The sequence below is a fragment of the Oharaeibacter diazotrophicus genome, from assembly GCF_004362745.1.
Taxonomy (GTDB): domain Bacteria; phylum Pseudomonadota; class Alphaproteobacteria; order Rhizobiales; family Pleomorphomonadaceae; genus Oharaeibacter; species Oharaeibacter diazotrophicus.
The window spans coordinates 1,569,497-1,588,863 of record NZ_SNXY01000006.1; the positions used below are offsets into that span (position 1 = coordinate 1,569,497).

Here is a 19,367-nt window from a genome sequence, read left to right on the forward strand (position 1 = left end):
GCATCGGGGCGGCTCGACCGTGTGACATCAACCTCGTGATGCTCGGACCTGTTCGAGGGCGGAACACGCGGTGAGGCTTGCGACGCGACCGTTGTCCTCGAAGGGGTCGTTCCCCGCCCTTGCGCAGGCAACGACGATCGCGGGGACGTCGGCGAAGACGCGGTGGAAGAGGTCGCGTTCCTTCAGATGGCGCCGGATGGCCGAACCTACCCGCCGCCGCACAGGGTCTCGCACGGCACGCCGTCGTGGTCGCCGTCGAGGCGGCCGTCGCCGCAGACCTCGAGCCGGTAGCGCGCCTCGGCGCAGCTCGACATCTGCTTGCAGGTCTTGCGCGGCGTGCAAGAATACGCCTGTGCCAGCACCGTTCCAGCGGCGACGCAGGCCGGCGCCTCCGGCGCCGCGCCGCCGTCGGCGCAGTCCGGAGCCGGCGCTCCGCCCGCCGTGAGCGCGGCGGCGACCAGGAGGATCGAGGCGAACGGGAACGGGGACATCGACGCGGCTCGGGCGCACGGGGCCTCCGGCCACCATCGGCGCACGCGATACCCGCATCAACCGACGCACTGCAATCCTAGATACATGATCCGGCCTTGCGCGGTGGTACCAGCCCTCACCGCGCCGCCAGCGTTCCCGCGATCCCGACCCCGGCCATCGCCGCCACCGCCCACGGCACCCCGCCCCAGCCGACCGTCTCCACGGTCGCGGCCAGGATCGGTGCGCCGGTGAGCGAGCCGACGTTGCCGAACTGCACGATCAGGCCGGACATCAGCGCGACGTCGCCGCCGGTCGAGCGCCGCGGCAGGCTGGCGAAGATCACCGAGCCGACCACGCCGCCGGCGGTGAAGAACACGGCGCCGACCGGCCCGAGCAGCCAGGGATCGGAGAGGCCCGCGAAAGCCGCCCCACCCGACAGCGCCATCACCGCGAAGGCGACCGCGGTCGCCGGCGCGTCGGCCGCGCCGACCCGCTGCATCACCCCGGCGAGCAGCGTGCCGAGGACGGCGAAGGGCGCGGTCGCCGACAGCACCAGGCCCGCCGTGGCCGGGGAGAGTCCTCCGACCTCGATCAGGTGGGTCGGCAAGAGCGCGATCAGGCCGACCTGGAGCGCCGCGAAGGCCATGAAGGCGACGCCGAGGCCGAGCGAGCGTGCCGAGCGGTAGAGCGACAGGTGCACCGCCGGTGCCGCCGCGGCGATTTCGCCGAGCCGGCGCCCGATGCCGCGGCCGACCGGCGGGTCGCGCGGGGCGACCGCGGCCACCACGGCCGCCACCGCCACCAGCGACGCCGCCGAGATCAGGAACATCGTCCGCCAGCCCCAGGCCGCGGTCGCGGCCGGGCCGGTCATGGCCATGATCGACACCGACACCGGCACGAAGGCGCCCCAGATCGCCAGCGCCGTGCCGCGGTCGCGCGGCGCGGCCGCCGCCGCCATCGCCGTCGGCGCCGCGGTGCAGATCAGGAGATAGCCGAGGCCCTCGACGATGCGCGCGGCGAGGAACGGCCCGGGCGCGGCGATCAGGGCCGTCGCGACGCCCGCGATCGCCCCGAGCAGCAGCGCCGCCACCAGCGTCCGCGCCGCCCCGAACACCCCGACGATCCGCCCGGCGACGACGCCGAACAGCGCGCCCGTCAGCGACACCGCCGTCGTCGTCCAGCTCGCCGCGACGAGGTCGAGCCCGATGTCGCGCTGCACCTCGACCAGCGCGACGCTCATCTTCGCCGTCTGGAACATGCCCGCGACGCCCGCCGCGAAGCCCAGCGCCACCATCCCCCAGCGGGTGCGCTCGGCCGAGGTGTCGATGGCGGTCATGGTGCTCTCCGGGATCGGGACGCCCTTCTACCGGATCCCCGGCCCTGGGCGCCAATTCCGAATGCTGATGGATCGGGACGGCGCGGCGGATCGGTGCCACGCCGGTCCATGGACGATCGCGGGCGGCACGACCGGACGCCACATTATCGGGGCCGGACACCTTTTTGGTGTAGCTGAAGCAGAGGCAAGGGCATATGATATTATGAATACCTGCTCGTCGCATCCGCGATCCCCGGCCCGGAAGCCCGCGGCGCCCCGACCCGGGTCGGCCCGTCGCAGGCTGGGAGTACCCGAGGGACGACGGCTGCGGCACCCGCGACCTCGACAGCCCCTTGTTGGGCTGGCGCCTTCGAGGCTGGACCGAGAGGTGACGTCGTGACAGCGAGAAACGCATCCTGGCGGGGATGGGTGAAACTGGCGCTCGGCGCCGCGGTGCTGATCGCGGGTACGTCGGCCGCCCAGGCCCGAACCCAGTTGTTCGCGGCCCGCAACGACGCCTTCGCCACGCCCCAGGAGTTGACCCCGGGGCCGCTGCTGAAGCCCGGCACGATCGACTACGCCTCGCGGGAACTCGGCGAGCCCCGGGTCTACCAGGACGGCAGCATGCGCCGGACGGTGTGGTACCGTTACACGGCCCGCGCGACGGGCCGGGCGGTGGTGATGATCTCCAGCGGTGTCGAGCGCACCGCCGCCTTCCAGGTGGCGGTCTACACCGGCACGCGACTTGCGAGCCTGAACCGCCTCGGCCGGGCGCGCGCCGAAGGCACCGCGGAGGCGCCGGCGGCCGCGGTGTCGTTCCCGACCACCGCCGGGCAGGCCTACATGGTCCAGGTCGACGGGGTGCGGACCGAGGCGGAGTTCTACGGCGACTTCCTCGTCGGGGTGCAGCAGGTCGGCACGCGCGGCGGTCTGGCCATGTTCCGCACCCGCCCGCTGTTCGTGGAGGAGGTGTGCTGCGACACCGCTCGCGTCTCCTACGTCGCCAACGGCTTTCCCGTCGCTGTGAAGCTGACGGCCGGCCTCGGCGACCTCACCGGCAAGCTGACGCTCACCTCCACCGACGACGATCTCGGGGTCGGCCAGGTGTCGATCGTCGCCCTCGCCAACGCGAAACCGAACTTCGCCGCCGGCACGGTGACGACCGGACGGCTCGACGTCGTCGCCGGACGAAGCCCCGCAGGGGACGTGCTCGGCCGGGCGTCGGCTCCGGTCACCGTGATCACGCCCGAACGCAAGTTGCATCCGATCGTCGGCATCAACTACCGTGACAGCGGCTTCAGCGTCCGCAAGAACGGCCTCGCCTCGACGCTCGCCGTGATCCGGAACACGTCCGGCGTCGATGCCGTCGGCTGTCGCTTCGAGCCGAAGACCGACAAGATCGCGACCACCTACGACCTCGAGGCGCGGGAGATCCTGAAAGATGGCGCGTTCGGCCCGAACAATCGGGTGTTCGACCTGAAGACCGGGGAAACGCGACACTTCCGGATCTCGCACCGCCCGACCGCCTGGGATCATTCGGAGTTGTACTTCATATGCGCAAACAAGGCGATGGACTTCGAGCGCTTCCATGCCTCGTCACTCGGCAATCAAGTCATATTGTGGAAACAGGCACGCGTAAAAATAAGAATGGACTCCGACACTGAATTTGATGAGTACTTCATGGATCAACAGGAGGAACGCACGATTCACCTCGATATCACCAATATTGGGGAGTATTCAGGAATATTCACACTGTCGATCCACGATGACTACACTCCAGGCAAAGCGATTCTCTCTGGAGTCTGTGTCGCCGAAGGCCGCAACGATTGCGAACCCGTGTCCGGTCCCCGCGAACTGGACTTTGACCTCGCGGTCGGCGAGACGCGGCGGGTGACGGCGACCGTGCGACGCGGGTTCGGAGAGGGTGGCCGCATCGTCTTCTCGGCATACACGAGTTACGCGCCACCAACGAAACTGGTGTCGGCCGGGAATGTCGCCGTCCTTTTGGTCCCGAAGTAGCGCCGGGACCGCCGTCGAAATGTCCCGACCTCCGACCGACTTGGCCATGGCCACCCGCCCACTTCGACCACGGCGACGGATCGGTGCCGGATCCGAGCGCCACGGCCGCGTGTCACATTTCAACGGCCGGAGACCCGGTCGGTGCAACCGTGGCAGCGGTGAAAACATGCGGTTCTTGAATTCTTTCTCGTCGCAGCCGCGATCCCCTGCTCGGATGCCCGCACCGCCCCGACCTTCGGTCGGCCCGTCGCGGGCGGGAAGCACCCGAGGGACGCCGGCTTGCGGGACCCCGCGACCTCGAACGCCCCGTCCGGCCGGGTCTTCGAGGCTGGACCGAAAGGTGACATCGTGACCGCGAAAAGAACTTCCTGGCGTGGGTGGCTGAAACTGGCGCTTGGCGCCGCCGTGGTGATCGCGGCAACGGCCGCCGCCCAGGCCCGGTCCCAGTTGCTCGCGGCCCCCAACGACGCCTTCGCCACCCCGCAGGCGTTGACCTCGGGGCCGATGTTGAAGCCGGGCACCATCATCTACGCCTCGCGGGAACTCGGCGAACCCCGGGTCTACCCCGACGGCGGCATGCGCCGGACGGTTTGGTACCGCTACGCCGCCTCCTCGACCGGGCGTGCGGTACTGATGATCACCGGCGGCTTCACGCGGCCCGCTCCGTTCCAGGTGGCGATCTACACCGGCTCCAGGCTGGCGACCCTGAGCCGCGTCGCCCGGGTGCGCGCCAAGGCATCGGCGGAGGACCCCGCCGCCGCGGTGTCCTTCCCGACGACCGCGGGGCGGATCTACCTCGTCCAGGTCGACGGCGTGGTCGACGAGCGGACGTTCTACGGCGACTTCCTCATCGGCCTGCAGCAGGTCGGCGAACGCGGCGGTCTGGCGATGTTCCGCACCCGCCCGCTCTTCGTGGAGGAGGATGCGTGCTGCGACAGCGATCGCATCTCCTACGTCGCCAACGGGTTTCCGGTCGCGGTGAAGCTGGCGGCCGACCTCGGCAGCCTGACCGGCAAGCTGGCGCTCACTTCCACGGAAGACGTGCTGGCGGCCGGGCAGGTGTCGAAAGTCACGCTCGCCGATGCCGATCCGAACTTTGCCGCCGGCACCGTCACGACCGGACGATTGACGGTCGTCGCCGGACGGGGGCCCGCCGGGGACGTGCTCGGCAGGGCGTCCGCTCCGGTCACCGTGATCACCCCCGAGTACGAGCGGCATCCGGTCGTCGACGTCTACCATCTCGACACCAACTTCCGCGTCCGCGTGAACGCTCGCGCGTCGACCCGGACCAAGATCCGGAACACCTCCGACGTCGATGCCGTCGGATGCCGCTTCGAGCCGGACAAGCAGAGCGATTGGAGCGCCTACGACCTCCAGGCGCACGAGATCTTGCCGGGCGGCAAGACCGGAGCGGGCAATCCCGTATTCGACCTGAAAGCGGGAGAAACAAAGAACTTCGCGGTATCCTACCGTCCGCTGTACTGGGACATAGCTCATATATTCCTATATTGTGCAAATAAAGACATGAAGGTGAAGAACACGGTCAACGATACGTTTCGCGCCTGGGCAGATCTCGGAATTCCGGCCTTTGTCGAGCTGAGGCCGGATGCCGACACCGAGTTCGGCGAACTCAGGATGGGAAAATTCGAGACGCGGCTCGTCCATGTCGACGTGACGAACAGAGGCGAGTATTCCGGCGACTTCAAGATGGAGATCCAGGACGATCGCTATCACGACAGAGCGGTCGTGACCGGGCTCTGCGTCGCGGAAGGCGTCGGCGACTGCAAGCTCACGTCCGCCAGGACCTACCTGATCTTCGACCTCGCCGTCGGCGAGACTCGCCGGGTGACGGCCGCGGTTCGCCACGGCGGCGGAGCGGGCGGCGAGATCGTCGTGAGAATGGCCGTGAAGGACGATTCTCCGACCGGCCTCTCCACCATGGGGATGACCGGCATCCAGGTCGTTCCGAAATAGATCCGGCGCCGAACACGTGACGGTCCGATCCGGGACCGTCACGAGACCGGAGCGCCGGCGGCGTGGCTCGCCATCGGGATCGCCTGCTCGCGCCGCGCCCTCGCGCCCGCCTCGCTCCTTCACCCGGGGAACATCTGCACGCCGAGCGGCCGCAGCACGCCGTCGACGATGCCGAGGCAGGACATGCTCTCCATGCCCTGGACGTAACAGAACACCGGGCCGTCGGCCTTGCGGATCGCCTCGTAGGCGTCGCGGTCGATGCCCTCCTCGGCCATGAACGGGAAGTCACCCTCGGTGGCGTCGGCGCCCTTCGGCCACTTCGGCAATTCGTGGGCGCGCTGGTAGGCGCTCTTGGCCGGATCCGCCCATTCGGCGAGTGCGGACTTCATTTCGTCGGCGCCGGCGCGGCCCGCCAGCGTCGCGACGTATCCCGCCGGCAGCGCCTCCTGGTGGACGATGTCGCCGGTCGGATCGCGCAGCACGATCACCGCCACCGCGCGGTCGCAGGTCGGCCCGCGCGTGAAGGCCTCGGCCGTGAAGTCGCCGGTCTCGCCGGTCTGCCAGGTACCCTGGAACTCCGCCTCGCACCCGGCCGCCGCCGTCAGCGTCGACGCCGCCAGCGCCATCCCCGCCACGACCCACATCGCGAAAAGCTTCATCGCCCGCCCTCCGTCGTCCCGCACCGTCGCGCTGCGTCGGCTACCGCGGCCAGACGCCGGCCGGAACCTCGGCGATCCGTCGCGCGCCGACAAGCCACCGAACGTCCGGGGCACCCCCGATTGCGCCGCCGCGTCCGCCGCGCGCGCCGCCCTCAGGCCGGCACGGTCGCCGCCGCGGCGAAGCTCTCCGCGGCCGGGAAGCCGAAGCGGGCGAGGAAGGCCGTCTCCGGCAGCCGGCCGGTGGCGAAGAAGCGGTTCGGACCGGTCGAATCGCCTGCGGCCCAGCCCTGCGCGGCCTCGGCGGTCACGACCGCCGTGCGTCGTGCGATCGCCGGCGCCGGGTCGATCCAGGTCACCGGCCAGGGCGCCAGCCGCCGCAACCGGTCAAGCACCAGCGGATAATGGGTGCAGGCCAGCACCACCGTGTCGGTGCGCCGGCCGTCCGCCTCGACGAAACAGGGCGCGATCTCGGCCGCGAACGCCTCGTCCGGCACGCTCCGGCTGCCGTGGACGTCCTCGACCAACTCGGCGAGGCGCGCCGAGCCGACCAGCGTGAAGCGGCAGTCGCCGCCGTGGGTGGCGATCAGGTCGCGGGTGTAGTCGCGCTTCACCGTGCCCGGCGTCGCCAGCACCGAGACCATCCGGCTCCGGCTGGTCTCGGCCGCCGGCTTGACCGCCGGCACGGTGCCGACGATCGGCATGGGGAAGCGGGCCCTGAGCGGACCCAGCACCAGCGTCGAGGCGGTGTTGCAGGCGATCACCACCGCCGCCGGTGCCGAGGTCGCGACCGCGCCGCCGATCAGATCCACGACGCGCGCCACCAGCACGTCGGGCTCGAGCGCGCCGTAGGGGAACACCGCGGTGTCGGCGAGATAATGCAGGCAGGCCCCGGGCAGCGCGGCGGCGATCTCGCGCGCGACGGACAGGCCGCCGACGCCGCTGTCGAACACCAGGACGCGCATGTCCGCCTCCCCCGCTGCCGCGCCGCCCCGATTCGGCGCTTCCGTCGCCGCACGAGTGTAGCCGGCAATGCGGCCGGCCGGAGGCGGTTGCCGCCGCGGCGGACGATCGCCTACCATGACGCATGTCGAGAGCCCGGACAGTCAACGTGATCGGCGCCCTGGTGCTGGCGCTGTCGGACCGCGTGCAGGCCGCCGCCGCCGCCGAGGCGCCCGAGGACGGCGCCGCCGCCGCGGCGCTCGCCCTGCTCGCCCACGCCCCCGGCCAGCCGATCGAGCAGCTCCGGCGCGCGCTCGGCCTGTCCCATCCCGGCGCGGTGCGGCTGGTCGACCGTCTCGTCGCCGACGGTCTGGTCGAGCGCCGCCGCGCGATCCACGACGGCCGCGCCGTCGCGCTCCATCTCACCGCCGCCGGCGACGGCGCCTGCGGCCGCATCCTCGGCGCCCGGGCCGACGCCCTCGGCGTCGCGCTCGCCAGCCTCGGCGAGGACGAACTCGCCGCCTTCGGCGACGTCGCGTCCAAGGTCCTGCGCCGTCTCGTCGAGGACGTCGACGACGCCTACCGCGCCTGCCGCCTGTGCGATCCCGTCGCCTGCACCGACTGCCCGGTCGCCGCCGAACTCGAGGCGCGCGCCGGGGCGGAGTGACCGCGCGGTCCCGCACGGCCCCCGGGGGCACCGGCCGGATGCCCGGCGCCCCCGGCGCGTTCGCTCCGCGCTCAGCGGTAGACCTTGTCGAGCGTCTTCACGGTCGGCCAGTTGGCCTCGGCCTTGTGGCTGTTGTCGGCGACGTGCGCCTGGAAGGCGTCGCGCGCCTCGACGCTGAAGTTGACGTAGAGCTTGCCGTCGTTGATCGCGTAGGCGTAGGGGTCGATGTCGGCCTTGATGCCCTCGGTGACCGCGAAGGCGCAGTAACCGCCGTAGACCGGCACGTATTTCGCCGGCGCGGCGTCGAACAGGGCCTTGTGCTCCTTGCTGGCGAACTCGTAGGTCGCCCCGTCGTAGGTCGAGGCGATCGACGGGTCGCCCTTGGTCGGCTTGTGGTCGACGAAATAGGCGACCGGGTCGAAGCCGTGCAGCGCGACGCCGTCGACGAGGTTCTTGGCGGGCCCGGCGAGCGCCGGCACGGCGAGCGTCGCGAGCGTCAGGGCGGTCGCGGCGGCGCGGATCACGAAATGTCTCATCGGTGTTCTCCAGAGCGGCATTTATATGCCATGGGCACATAAAAAGCCCGGGCAAACACGTTCAACTCACGCCTTCGGCATCGCGACGCCGTGCGCTCCGGGACGATCGGAATGAAGCCGGTGCGTTACGCGTGGCGCCGGCCCTCAGGCGCCGTCGCCCTCGCCGTCCTGCTCGTCGGGGCCCTCCCCCGCGGCCGGGGTCTGGGCCGGGCCCTTGACCTTGGTCGGGCGATGGGTGCGGCCCTCCAGCGTGGCGATCACGCCGCGCAGCGTGCGCACCTCCTGGGCGGTCAGTTGGGTGCGCTGGAAGATGGCGCGCAGGTTGCGCACCATGGTGTCCTTCTTCACCGTCGGGCGGAAGAAGTTGCGCTCCTCGAGCGAGGCCTCGAGATGCTCGAAGAGGTGCATCAGCTCCTCCTTGGTCGCCGGCGGCGAGCGCTCGGCCGGGCCGAACGGCAGGCCGACGTCCTCGCCCTCGAAGCCGGCCTTGCGCCACTCGTAGGCCACCACCAGCACCGCCTGGGCGATGTTCAACGAGGCGAACTCGGGCACCACCGGCAGGGTCAGGATCTCGTCGGCGAGCGCGATCTCGTCGTTGTCGAGGCCCCAGCGCTCGCGCCCGAACAGGATGCCGCTCCTGACGCCGGCCGCGTCGAGCGCGCGCAGGTGGCGGCCGGCGTGCACCGGCCCGCGCACCTCCTTGGTGACGTCGCGGCTGCGCGCCGTCGTGGCGTAGACGAAGCCGAGGTCGGCGACCGCGTCCTCGAGCCGGTCGTAGACCTTCACCGCCTCGATCACGTGGAGGGCGCGGCTGGCGTTGGCGGCGGCCTTCTCGTTCGGCCAGCCGTCGCGCGGGCGCACGAGACGCAGCTCGGAGAGGCCGAAGTTGGCCATGGCGCGCGCCGCGCCGCCGATGTTCTCGCCCATCTGCGGCTCGCACAGGATGACGACGGGGGAGATGGCGGTCTCGGACAAGGGCGGGATTCCCGGACGTCGCGCGCTCGGGCGAGGCGCGGAAAACTCGGCCGGTCAGATAGGCGGCCCCGCCCCGGCTGTCCAGGGAAAACGCCCCTCGCGCGACGGCACGCGACGGGAGCGGGGCCCGCGCCGGTCTCCCGCCGCGGGCCTCGCCCTTGTCACACGTCCATCGCCGTCAGAACGGCGCGTCGATGTCGACCACGTCGATCAGCTTGTGATTGACGAACTCGCGGATGCCGAGCCCGATCAGCTCGCGGCCGTAGCCGGAGCGGCGGACGCCGCCGAACGGCAGGTCGGCCTTCACCATGGTCGGGTGGTTGACGAACACCATGCCGGTCGAGATCCGCCGCGCCATCTCTTCGCCGCGCCGGGTGTCCGTCGTGAACACCGAGCCGCCGAGGCCGTAGGGCGAATCGTTGGCGATCCTCACCGCGTCGTCCTCGTCGCGAGCGCGGAAGATCATCGACACCGGGCCGAAGAACTCCCAGTAGCGCGCCGGGTTGTCGTCGGCGACGTTGGTCAGGATGGTCGGCTGCACGAAGGCGCCGGTCGTGGGCACCGCCGGCCCCACCGCCGTCGCGGTCGCGCCGTGGGCGACCGCCTCGGCGATCTTCTGGCGCACCTCGTCGGCCGCCTTCTGCGACGACAGCGGCGCGAGCGTGGTGTCGGGCGACATCGGATCGCCGCAGCGCAGATCCGCGACGCCGGCGGCGTAGCGCTCGAGGAAGGCGTCATGGACCGCGTCCACGACGATCATCCGCTTCGACGACACGCAGACCTGACCGCCGTTCCAGTGCCGGCCGAACACCGCCCACTTCACCGTCTTGTCGAGGTCGGCGTCGGCGAGCACCACGAAGGCGTCGGCGCCGCCGAGTTCCATGGTCGACTTCTTCAGCGCCTTGCCGGCCTGGGCCGCCACGATCGCGCCGGCGTCCTCGGAGCCGGTCAGCGCCACGCCGTGGACGCGCGGGTCGGAGATGATCGCCTCCACCTGCGAGCGCGTGGCGTAGAGGTTGCGGAAGGCGCCGTCGGGCAGGCCGGCCTCGCGCATCAGCGCGTCGAAGGCGGCGGCCGACTGCGGCACGTTGGAAGCGTGCTTCAAGAGCACCGTGTTGCCGGCCGAGAGCTGCGGCGCGATGATCCGGGCGATCTGGTAATAGGGGAAGTTCCAGGGCTCCACCGCCATGATCACGCCGAGCGGTTCGCACACCAGCACCGCGCGGCCTTCCGCCGGCGACTTCACCGGCAGCGCCTCGGGCTCCAGCAGCCGCTCGGCGTTGTCGGCGTAATACTCGAAGATCTCTGCCGACAGCTCGACCTCGGCCTTGGCCTCGACGAACAGCTTGCCCATCTCAAGCGTCAGCAGGCGGGCGAAGGCGTCGGCGTCGCGGCGCAGGATCGTCGCCGCCTGCCGCATCACCGCGGCGCGGTCGGCGAAGCTGGTGCGGCGCCAGCCCTGGAACGCGGCGTCGGCCGCGGCGATGGCGGCCTGCACCTCGGCGTCGGTCGCGTCGGGGAAGGTCTTCACCAGCTGACCGGTGAAGGGATTGACGGTGGCATAGGCCATGATCGGTCTCCTCGGGATCGGGCGGCCCGCCCGCTCCCCGCGGGCGACCGGCCGCCGCGTCGCGCCGGCGGCGGATCCGGCCCGGCGACCGCTGTCGCCACCGCCGGTCCGCGCGTCGTTTGGCGCGACCCGGGGCGGACGCTAGGCCCGCCACCGCCGCCGTCGTTTGATCCGGATCAACGCCGACCGAAGGGAGGAGGCGGCGGGCGGACACGTTCGCGCGATCGACCACGGCGCACGCCGATCGGCGACACGGGCGGTCGGTGCCGACCTCGGTCAGGCGGCGTCCTCGCGGTTCCTCATGTGGTGGGCGAGGCGCTCGATCTGCGGCAGCACCGCGGCGGTCACGGCCGGGGCGTGGATGGTCTCGTTCCAGGCGCGCAGAAAGCAGAGCAGCCAGCCGTCGATTTCCGGCCCCGAGATCGGCGCGCGCAGGTGGCGGGCGCGCAGCATCGGCGGGCCGTGCTTGTCGGTGAACAGCGGCGGGCCGCCGAGCCAGCCGGTCAGGTATTCGTAGAGCTTCTCCTCGGCCGCCTTCAGGCTGGGCGGGTGGATCGCCCGGCAGGCCGCCGCCTCCGGCAGCTCGTCCATCAGGGCATAGAAGCGCGCCACCAGCCGGCGGATCGCCGCCTCGCCGCCGACCGCCTCGTAGGGCGTCACCTGCACGCCGTCCGCATCCGACATTCCCTGGCTCCCCGCGCTTCCGGCCCGTGCGAGCCCTGTCGCGCCGGCGCTCGTCCGTCAAGTCGGGACGCACCCGCATCCGGCCGCCGCAAGGTCTTTCGATATTCCCTTTACGTAAGCGTCATATCTGCGAAAGTCTTGGCACCGCACTCTATGATCCCGCGCTGCGACATGCTATCCGACCGCGGAAGACCGGCCCTCGGAAACCCGGCCGACATCCCGGCCGGCGGTCGTCCTCGAACAGTCGAAAGGTCGCGCGCCCCATGTCGAAGATCAAGGTAGCCAATCCCGTCGTCGAGCTCGACGGCGACGAGATGACCCGCATCATCTGGCAGGCCATCAAGGACAAGCTGATCCATCCCTACCTCGACATCGACCTGCACTACTACGACCTCGGCATCGAGAACCGCGACAAGACCGAGGACAAGGTCACGGTCGAGTCCGCCGAGGCCATCAAGAAGTACGGCGTCGGCGTCAAGTGCGCGACCATCACGCCCGACGAGGCGCGCGTGAAGGAGTTCAACCTCAAGAAGATGTGGAAGTCGCCGAACGGCACGATCCGCAACATCCTCGGCGGCGTGATCTTCCGCGAGCCGATCATCGCCAAGAACGTGCCGCGTCTGGTGCCGGGCTGGACCAAGCCGGTCATCATCGGCCGTCACGCCTTCGGCGACCAGTACAAGGCCACCGACTTCGTCGTGCCCGGCAAGGGCAAGCTGACGATCAAGTTCGTCGGCGAGGACGGCCAGACGATCGAGCACGAGGTGTTCGACTTCCCGGGCGGCGGCGTCGCGATGGCGATGTACAACCTCGACGAGTCGATCAAGGAGTTCGCCCGGGCCTCGATGAACTACGGCCTGATGCGCAACTACCCGGTCTACCTCTCGACCAAGAACACCATCCTGAAGGCCTACGACGGCCGCTTCAAGGACATCTTCCAGGCCGTGTTCGACGCCGAGTTCGCCGACAAGTTCAAGGCGGCCGGCATTGTCTACGAGCACCGCCTGATCGACGACATGGTCGCCTCCGCCCTGAAGTGGTCGGGCGGCTACGTCTGGGCCTGCAAGAACTACGACGGCGACGTCCAGTCCGACACCGTCGCGCAGGGCTTCGGCTCGCTCGGCCTGATGACCTCGGTGCTGATGACGCCGGACGGCAAGACGGTGGAGGCCGAGGCCGCCCACGGCACCGTCACCCGCCACTACCGCCAGCACCAGGCCGGCAAGGAGACCTCGACCAACTCGATCGCCTCCATCTTCGCCTGGACCCGCGGCCTCGCCCACCGCGCCAAGCTCGACGACAACGCCGAGCTCGCCCGCTTCGCGGCCACCCTCGAGAAGGTCTGCGTCGACACCGTCGAGGCCGGCTTCATGACCAAGGACCTCGCCCTCCTCGTCGGCGCCGACCAGGGCTGGCTCTCCACCACCGGCTTCCTCGACAAGATCGACGAGAACCTCCAGAAGGCCATGGGCTGATCCCGTGCTCTCCGCCCGCGACGGTTCCGCCGTCGCGGGCGGCATCCCGACCCGAACAATCGCGCGCCGTCGAGCCCGGCTCGCGGTATCTCCCCGCTCGGGCCACCCCTCGGCGTTGCGCCGTCCGGGGCACGCCGGCCGATCGGCCGCGCGACCGCCGCGCTTCCGCGGGCACCCCGGCTCACCCCGCCTGTCCGCCGCCCCCCTGCCCGGACCGCGCCTCGCGCGCCGGCAGCACGTATTGTCCGCGCGTCCGGTTCTCGAGCTTCTCGGCGGCCACCATGCGCCGGAGCCGCACCACCAGCGCCGACCGCTTCATCTCGAAGCCGGCACGGTGCAGGTCGCGGTAGAGATCCTCGACCGTCAGCCCGTTCCGCTCCCCGGCGAGCAGTTCGAGAATGGTCTCCTCGACGCCGAACACCTGATCGGGCGCGATGTCGTCGGCGCGCGAGCCCTCGTCCGCTCGGCCGCCCTCCCAGCCCGAAGCCCCTGGTCCCGGTACCGGCCCCTCGCTCCGCGGCGGCGCGCGCCGCGTCAGCCGCGCCAGCACCCGCTCCATGTCCCGCACCAGCAGCTGCGCGTAGTCGGGGTTGAGTTCGGCGATCTCCCGGATCCCGTCGACCACCGCGGCGAATCCCGCCTGGACCCTGCGCTCCGCCCGCTGGCCGATTTCGTCGAGCCCGATCATGACGCACCGGATGTTACTTGCGACGCCAACCGAGATAACACCGCGAACACCGAATCTCAATCAAGCCGTCAACACATCCTTAACAATACGACGAAGCATCATTCATCGCCTCGTATAACCATTTGTGATTACGGCAATATTATCCGTTGCTTCGCCTTGTTTCACATCGTTCGATCTTGTGCGTCCAACGAACGCCGGATATGTTGGTTAACGTTCTGTTGACCACGAGCCGGCGGGCGCACTTGCGGGGGGCGATCATGGATCTGACCGATTTCACGCTGGGCATGATGGTCGGCGCTGGGCTCGCCGCGGGCTGGAACATGCGCGACGTGGCGGCTCGAAGGGTCCGCAGGGGTTGGCTCACCCTTTCCGGCGAGGGCGAGTGCCTGATCGAGACCGGCCTCGTCCTCCGCCGCCGTCGCGGCGGCGACCTCTTGTTGCTGGGCCATCTCGGCCTGACTGCGCCCTCGCGCCGCGCCGAGAGCCTGCGGCGGCACCCGCGGCGGCGCTTCTTCTCGGTGCAGCATCACGCCGAGGGCCCCGCCTTGCGGATCTCCGAGATCCACGTCGACCTCTCCTGCCGCGGCCTCGGCCGCCTGCGCCTCACGCTCCTCGCCAGCCGCTCCGGGCGCAGAGCGCGTGACCGGTAGGCGCGGAACCGTTCAGGCGCCGGTCCCGTCGCCACCGTCGTCCGACACCACCGGCCGTTCCCCGTGCTCCTCGGCCGCCTCGCGGATGCGCCGGCCGATCTCGCGGCGCTTGTGCATCAGGTGGTGGAGGTCGTCGGCGTCGAGCACCAGGAGCCGCGCCGCCGTCACCGCCACCGAATCCGCCGAGCGGTGCGCCCGGCGCAGCACCGCGATCTCGCCGAAGAACCGGCCCTCGCCGAGGTCGATCCGCCCCTGCGGCAGGTAGACCGCGATCGTGCCGGAGACGATGAAGTACATCGAATGGGCGGGCTCGCCGGCATAGGTCACCACCGTGCCGGGCTCGACGTACTGGGCGCGCAGCAGCCGCATGACGTCGGCGATCTCGGCCGCGCCGAGTTCGGAGAACAGCGGCACCCGCGCCACCATCGACCACGTCACGACGAAGTCGCGTTGGCGGATCTCGCGGGCGAAGGCGGTGGCGATGATGCCGACCGGCAGCGCGAACATGGTGAAGCCGATCACCATGGTGATCCCGGCGAGCAGCTTGCCCGCCGGCGTCACCGGCACCGCGTCGCCGTAACCGACCGTGGTCAGCGTCGTCACCGCCCAGTACATCGCGCCGGGGATCGAGCCGAACACCGCCGGCTGCGCCTCGCGCTCCAGCGCGTGCATCAGCGTCGCCGTGGCGATGACGAGCCCGAGCATGATGATCGCCGAGGCGAGGATCGCCCGGCGTTCCGTCGCGATCGCAGCCGCCAGCGAACGCATGCCGGGCGAGTAGCGCGCCAACTTGAGGAAGCGCAGCAGCCGGAACGCCGCCGCGAAGGCGACGTCGTAGTGGCCGTAGGCGGCGCCGATCAGCGGCGGCAGGATCGCTGCGAGATCGACCAGCGCGAAGGGCTGCGCCGCGTAGCGCAGCCGTGCGCGCAGCGCGCCGAGCCGGCGCAGGTGCGGGTGGAGATCGGCCACCCAAAGCCTCAGGGCGTACTCGCCCACGAACAGCGCGACCGTGACCGCCTCGATCCACAGGAACACCGCGCCGTAACGCAGCGCAAGGTCCGGCACCGTCTCCAGCACCACCGCCGTGACGTTGCAGAGCACCAGGAGGATGATCGCCCAGTCGGCCAGCCGCGACGCCCGGTCGTCCGAGCTGCCGATCTCCAGGATCTCGAAGACGCGCCGTTTCACCCCGCCACCCCCAACCACCCGACATATGCCGGATTCCCGGCGACGGCGCGAGACCGGAAGGCCCCGGTGCGGATGGACTTTCGGAGATGCGGCGCATCCCCGCGCGTGGAGGGACGACCGGCCGTGGGGAATGAAGGTGAATGCCTCGGCGGGCGCATCCCCGAGCGCCGGGAGCCGAGGGCACCCGCTCGCCACACGCACCGCCGCGTCGGGAGGACAGGACCGATGCGCCCGCGCGCGCGACCTCCCGCGCGAGGCCGGCAGCGCCGCCTCGGCGCTCCCGACAAGCGACCGCGAAGCCCACGTGCGCCCTTTCACCCGTCACCCTTTCAGGGCGGGCGGCGGTACCGTCGCCTCCCACTTGACCCTCGTTCAGGCAGGGCGACGGCCGGCGCAACCTCCTACCCTACTCCGCGTGGGGGTGAGGCGATGCCGAACGCAGCGGAGGTAGGCGGCTCCAAGGCCGGCTTGTCGACGGCCCGAGGCCGGCGGGTGGGGTCGGTCGGCACTGCCTCCGCGCCTCCCGCATCCACAGCCGCGAATGAGCATCGAACCCCACGGCCGCGGAGGCCACCCCACCCCGGCGCTCCGCACCGACCCTCCCCACGAGGGGGAGGGTAGAGAAACGGCACCCCGCTCGCGACGACTGCCGGTCGGGCGGGAACTACCGCTCCGCTCGCGCACTTTGGACCCGCGCGCGGCGCGAGAACGGCGCAACGTCTTCTGCCGGAGTCGGCCCGGCCCTCCCCTCGGGGCGGAGACCCCGCGCGATCATCCTCGCGACGGCGGTTCCGCTTACCCGCCGTCAGGCCGCCAGCAGCGCCGCCTCGACCGCCGCGATCGCCTCGGCGGCCTTGCTGCCGTCGGGGCCGCCCGCCTGGGCCATGTCGGGACGACCGCCGCCGCCCTTGCCGCCGAGGGCCTCGGAGGCCGAGCGCACGAGGTCAACCGCGGAGATCCGCGCGACGAGGTCCTCGGTGACGCCGACGACAACGCCGGCCTTGCCGTCCTCGCCGAGGCCGACCATCACGACGACGCCCGAGCCGAGCGACTTCTTGCCCTCGTCGACCAGCCCCTTGAGATCCTTCGGCGCCACCCCCTCGGCGACCCGCGCCAGGAAGCGCACGCCGTTGATCTCGCGGATCTCGTCGGCGGCGCCACCACCGCCCATGGCGAGCTTCTTGCGCGCCTCGGCGAGTTCGCGCTCGAGCCGGCGGCGGTCCTCGACCAGCGTGGCGACGCGGTCGCCGACGTCTGCCACAGCCACCTTCAGCGTCGCGGCGACCTCCTTCAGCCGGCGCTCCTGCTCGGTGAGATGGGCGCGCGCGGCCTCGCCGGTCAGCGCCTCCAACCGGCGCACGCCGGCGGCGACCGCGGACTCCCCGACGATGTGGACGAGGCCGATCTCGCCGGTGCGGCCGACGTGGGTGCCGCCGCAGAGTTCGATCGAGTAGGCCTTGCCGGCCTTCTCGCCCTCCACCGCCGTGCCCATGGCGACGACGCGGACCTCCTCGCCGTACTTCTCGCCGAACAGCGCCATCGCGCCGGAGGCGATGGCGTCGTCGACCGCCATCAGCCGCGTCGTCACCGGCGCATCCTGCAGGATGATCCGGTTGGCGATGCGCTCGACCTCGCCGGCCTCGCCCTCGATCACGGGCTTGGGGTGCGAGAAGTCGAAGCGCAGCCGGTCCGGCGAGACCATCGACCCCTTCTGCGCCACATGCGTGCCGAGCACCTGGCGCAGCGCCTCGTGCAGCAGATGGGTGGCCGAGTGATTGGCGCGGATCTTTCCCCGGCGGCCGTGGTCGACCGTCAGTTCGACCGCGGTGCCGACCGCGAGCGTGCCCTCTTCCACCATGACGGTGTGGACGAACAGGCCGTCGGCCTTCTTCTGGACGTCGGTGACGCGGGCGCGCACGCCCGGGGCGGCGATCACGCCGGTGTCGCCGACCTGACCGCCGGACTCGCCGTAGAACGGCGTCTGGTTGACGATCACCGCACCGGTCTCGCCCGCCGCGAGCGCGGTCGCCTCGGCGCCCTCGCGCACCAGCGCGGCGACGACGCCCTCGGCCTTCTCGGTGTCGTAGCCGAGGAACTCGGTGGCGCCGACGCGCTCGCGCAGGGCGAACCAGACCGTCTCGGTCGCGGCCTCGCCAGAGCCGGCCCAGTTGGCGCGCGCCTCGGCACGCTGGCGCTCCATGGCGGCGCCGAAGCCGTCGGTGTCGACGTCGATGCCGCGCTGGCGCAGCGCGTCCTGGGTCAGATCGAGCGGGAAGCCGTAGGTGTCGTAGAGGCGGAACGCGGTCTCGCCGTCGAGCCGGCCGCCCGCGGTCAACCCGCCGGTCGCCTCCTCGAGCAGGCCGAGGCCGCGCGCCAGGGTGCGGCGGAACCGGGTCTCCTCGAGCTTCAGCGTCTCGGCGATCAGCGCCTCGGCGCGCGAGAGCTCGGGATAGGCGACGCCCATCTCGCGCACCAGCGCCGGGACGAGGCGGTGCATCAGCGGGTCGGCGGCGCCGAGCAGGTGGGCGTGGCGCATGGCGCGGCGCATGATGCGGCGCAGCACGTAGCCGCGGCCCTCGTTCGACGGCAGCACGCCGTCGGCGATCAGGAAGGCGGAGGCGCGCAGGTGGTCCGCGATGATGCGGTGGCTCGCCGTCGTCGCGCCCTCGGCGGGCACGCCGGTCGCCTCGACCGAGGCGCGGATCAGCGCCTTGAACAGGTCGATCTCGTAGTTGTTGTGGACGCCCTGCAGCACGGCGGCGACGCGCTCGAGCCCCATGCCGGTGTCGATCGACGGCCGCGGCAGCCCGACCCGCTCCTCGCGGGTCAGTTGCTCGTACTGCATGAACACGAGGTTCCAGATCTCGATGAAGCGGTCGCCGTCGGCGTCGGCCGAGCCGGGCGGACCGCCGGCGATGCCCTCGCCGTGGTCGAAGAAGATCTCCGAGCAGGGACCGCACGGGCCGGTGTCGCCCATGGCCCAGAAGTTGTCGGAGGTCGAGATCCGGATGATGCGGTCGTCCGAGAGCCCGGCGATCTTCTTCCAGAAGCCGGCCGCTTCCTCGTCCTCGGAATAGACGGTGACGAGCAGGCGCTGCTTCGGCAGTCCGAATTCCTTCGTGACGAGGTTCCAGGCCAGCTCGATCGCGCGCTCCTTGAAGTAGTCGCCGAACGAGAAGTTGCCGAGCATCTCGAAGAAGGTGTGATGGCGCGCGGTGTAGCCGACGTTGTCGAGGTCGTTGTGCTTGCCGCCGGCGCGCACGCACTTCTGCGCCGTCACCGCGGTCGAATAGGGCCGCTTCTCGAGCCCGGTGAAGACGTTCTTGAACTGCACCATGCCGGCGTTCGTGAACATCAGCGTCGGGTCGTTGCGCGGCACCAGCGGGCTCGAGGCCACCGGTTCGTGCCCGTTGCGGGCGAAATAGTCGATGAAGGTCGACCGGATCTCGTTGACGCCGCTCATGACCGCCCTGTCCACTCGCTCTCGGCCCGCCGTTCACCGGCGGTGCGCAATCCTCGTCGCCGCCGCCGTGCCGACCCGCCGGGTGCATCCCCGC

The 19,367-nt window shown here is 70.9% G+C and carries 16 protein-coding genes; 5 read left to right on the forward strand and 11 right to left on the reverse strand.

Going from position 1 to position 19,367, the window contains the following annotated elements; genetic code table 11:
• Nucleotides 1–206: 206 nt before the first annotated feature.
• Both EDD54_RS07415 and EDD54_RS07420 read right to left on the reverse strand, forming a co-directional pair.
• Nucleotides 207–491 carry an excalibur calcium-binding domain-containing protein gene (locus EDD54_RS07415; RefSeq protein ID WP_126535298.1) on the reverse strand — a complete coding sequence of 95 codons (285 nt, stop codon included), beginning with the start codon at nucleotides 489–491 and terminating at the stop codon, nucleotides 207–209.
• 116 nt (nucleotides 492–607) lie between these two features.
• Nucleotides 608–1,807, reverse strand: coding sequence for an MFS transporter (locus EDD54_RS07420; protein ID WP_126535297.1), 1,200 nt, complete (start codon nucleotides 1,805–1,807; stop codon nucleotides 608–610).
• A 408-nt stretch (nucleotides 1,808–2,215) separates the two neighbouring features.
• On the opposite strand from EDD54_RS07420, the gene EDD54_RS07425 reads away from it, so the two are divergent.
• Nucleotides 2,216–3,805, forward strand: coding sequence for a hypothetical protein (locus EDD54_RS07425; RefSeq protein WP_126535296.1), 1,590 nt, complete (start codon nucleotides 2,216–2,218; stop codon nucleotides 3,803–3,805).
• Between the two features lie 348 nt (nucleotides 3,806–4,153).
• Nucleotides 4,154–5,779, forward strand: a complete 1,626-nt coding sequence (locus EDD54_RS07430; RefSeq protein WP_133673968.1) for a hypothetical protein — start codon at nucleotides 4,154–4,156, stop codon at nucleotides 5,777–5,779.
• Between the two features lie 119 nt (nucleotides 5,780–5,898).
• Here EDD54_RS07430 and EDD54_RS07435 read toward each other — a convergent pair whose 3' ends face one another.
• Together EDD54_RS07435 and murI are read right to left on the reverse strand one after the other, a co-directional pair.
• The gene (locus tag EDD54_RS07435; RefSeq protein WP_126535294.1) at nucleotides 5,899–6,438 is read right to left on the reverse strand and encodes a hypothetical protein; all 540 of its coding nucleotides are present in this window, start codon (nucleotides 6,436–6,438) and stop codon (nucleotides 5,899–5,901) included.
• A gap of 152 nt (nucleotides 6,439–6,590) precedes the next feature.
• Nucleotides 6,591–7,400, reverse strand: a complete 810-nt coding sequence (murI, locus tag EDD54_RS07440; protein WP_126535293.1) for a glutamate racemase — start codon at nucleotides 7,398–7,400, stop codon at nucleotides 6,591–6,593.
• 146 nt (nucleotides 7,401–7,546) lie between these two features.
• Here murI and EDD54_RS07445 point away from each other — a divergent pair, with 146 nt between their 5' ends.
• On the forward strand, nucleotides 7,547–8,044 hold the full coding sequence (locus tag EDD54_RS07445) for a MarR family winged helix-turn-helix transcriptional regulator (RefSeq protein ID WP_166653438.1): 498 nt from the start codon (nucleotides 7,547–7,549) through the stop codon (nucleotides 8,042–8,044).
• 71 nt (nucleotides 8,045–8,115) lie between these two features.
• On the opposite strand, the gene EDD54_RS07450 is transcribed toward EDD54_RS07445, so the two are convergent.
• The 4 genes from EDD54_RS07450 to EDD54_RS07465 all read right to left on the reverse strand — a co-directional run bounded on the left by EDD54_RS07450 (nucleotide 8,116) and on the right by EDD54_RS07465 (nucleotide 11,809).
• Entirely contained in the window at nucleotides 8,116–8,580 is a 465-nt protein-coding gene (locus EDD54_RS07450; RefSeq protein WP_165644482.1) for a YHS domain-containing (seleno)protein, read from the reverse strand.
• Nucleotides 8,581–8,724: 144 nt separating this feature from the next.
• Nucleotides 8,725–9,555, reverse strand: a complete 831-nt coding sequence (locus EDD54_RS07455; RefSeq protein WP_281009475.1) for an RNA methyltransferase — start codon at nucleotides 9,553–9,555, stop codon at nucleotides 8,725–8,727.
• A 178-nt stretch (nucleotides 9,556–9,733) separates the two neighbouring features.
• The gene (locus EDD54_RS07460) at nucleotides 9,734–11,125 is read right to left on the reverse strand and encodes an NAD-dependent succinate-semialdehyde dehydrogenase (RefSeq protein WP_126535290.1); all 1,392 of its coding nucleotides are present in this window, start codon (nucleotides 11,123–11,125) and stop codon (nucleotides 9,734–9,736) included.
• Between the two features lie 276 nt (nucleotides 11,126–11,401).
• On the reverse strand, nucleotides 11,402–11,809 hold the full coding sequence (locus EDD54_RS07465) for a group II truncated hemoglobin (protein WP_126535289.1): 408 nt from the start codon (nucleotides 11,807–11,809) through the stop codon (nucleotides 11,402–11,404).
• A 263-nt stretch (nucleotides 11,810–12,072) separates the two neighbouring features.
• Here EDD54_RS07465 and EDD54_RS07470 point away from each other — a divergent pair, with 263 nt between their 5' ends.
• Entirely contained in the window at nucleotides 12,073–13,284 is a 1,212-nt protein-coding gene (locus tag EDD54_RS07470) for an NADP-dependent isocitrate dehydrogenase (protein WP_126535288.1), read from the forward strand.
• A gap of 181 nt (nucleotides 13,285–13,465) precedes the next feature.
• Here the strand turns inward: EDD54_RS07470 and EDD54_RS07475 are convergent, their stop codons facing one another.
• Nucleotides 13,466–13,972, reverse strand: a complete 507-nt coding sequence (locus tag EDD54_RS07475) for a hypothetical protein (RefSeq protein ID WP_126535287.1) — start codon at nucleotides 13,970–13,972, stop codon at nucleotides 13,466–13,468.
• Between the two features lie 257 nt (nucleotides 13,973–14,229).
• Between EDD54_RS07475 and EDD54_RS07480 the strand changes: the two genes are divergently transcribed.
• Nucleotides 14,230–14,622 carry a hypothetical protein gene (locus EDD54_RS07480; RefSeq protein ID WP_126535286.1) on the forward strand — a complete coding sequence of 131 codons (393 nt, stop codon included), beginning with the start codon at nucleotides 14,230–14,232 and terminating at the stop codon, nucleotides 14,620–14,622.
• A gap of 12 nt (nucleotides 14,623–14,634) precedes the next feature.
• Here the strand turns inward: EDD54_RS07480 and EDD54_RS07485 are convergent, their stop codons facing one another.
• Nucleotides 14,635–15,810 carry a cyclic nucleotide-gated ion channel gene (locus EDD54_RS07485; protein WP_165644483.1) on the reverse strand — a complete coding sequence of 392 codons (1,176 nt, stop codon included), beginning with the start codon at nucleotides 15,808–15,810 and terminating at the stop codon, nucleotides 14,635–14,637.
• Nucleotides 15,811–16,615: 805 nt separating this feature from the next.
• Entirely contained in the window at nucleotides 16,616–19,273 is a 2,658-nt protein-coding gene (gene alaS / locus EDD54_RS07490; RefSeq protein ID WP_126535284.1) for an alanine--tRNA ligase, read from the reverse strand.
• Nucleotides 19,274–19,367: the final 94 nt, after the last annotated feature.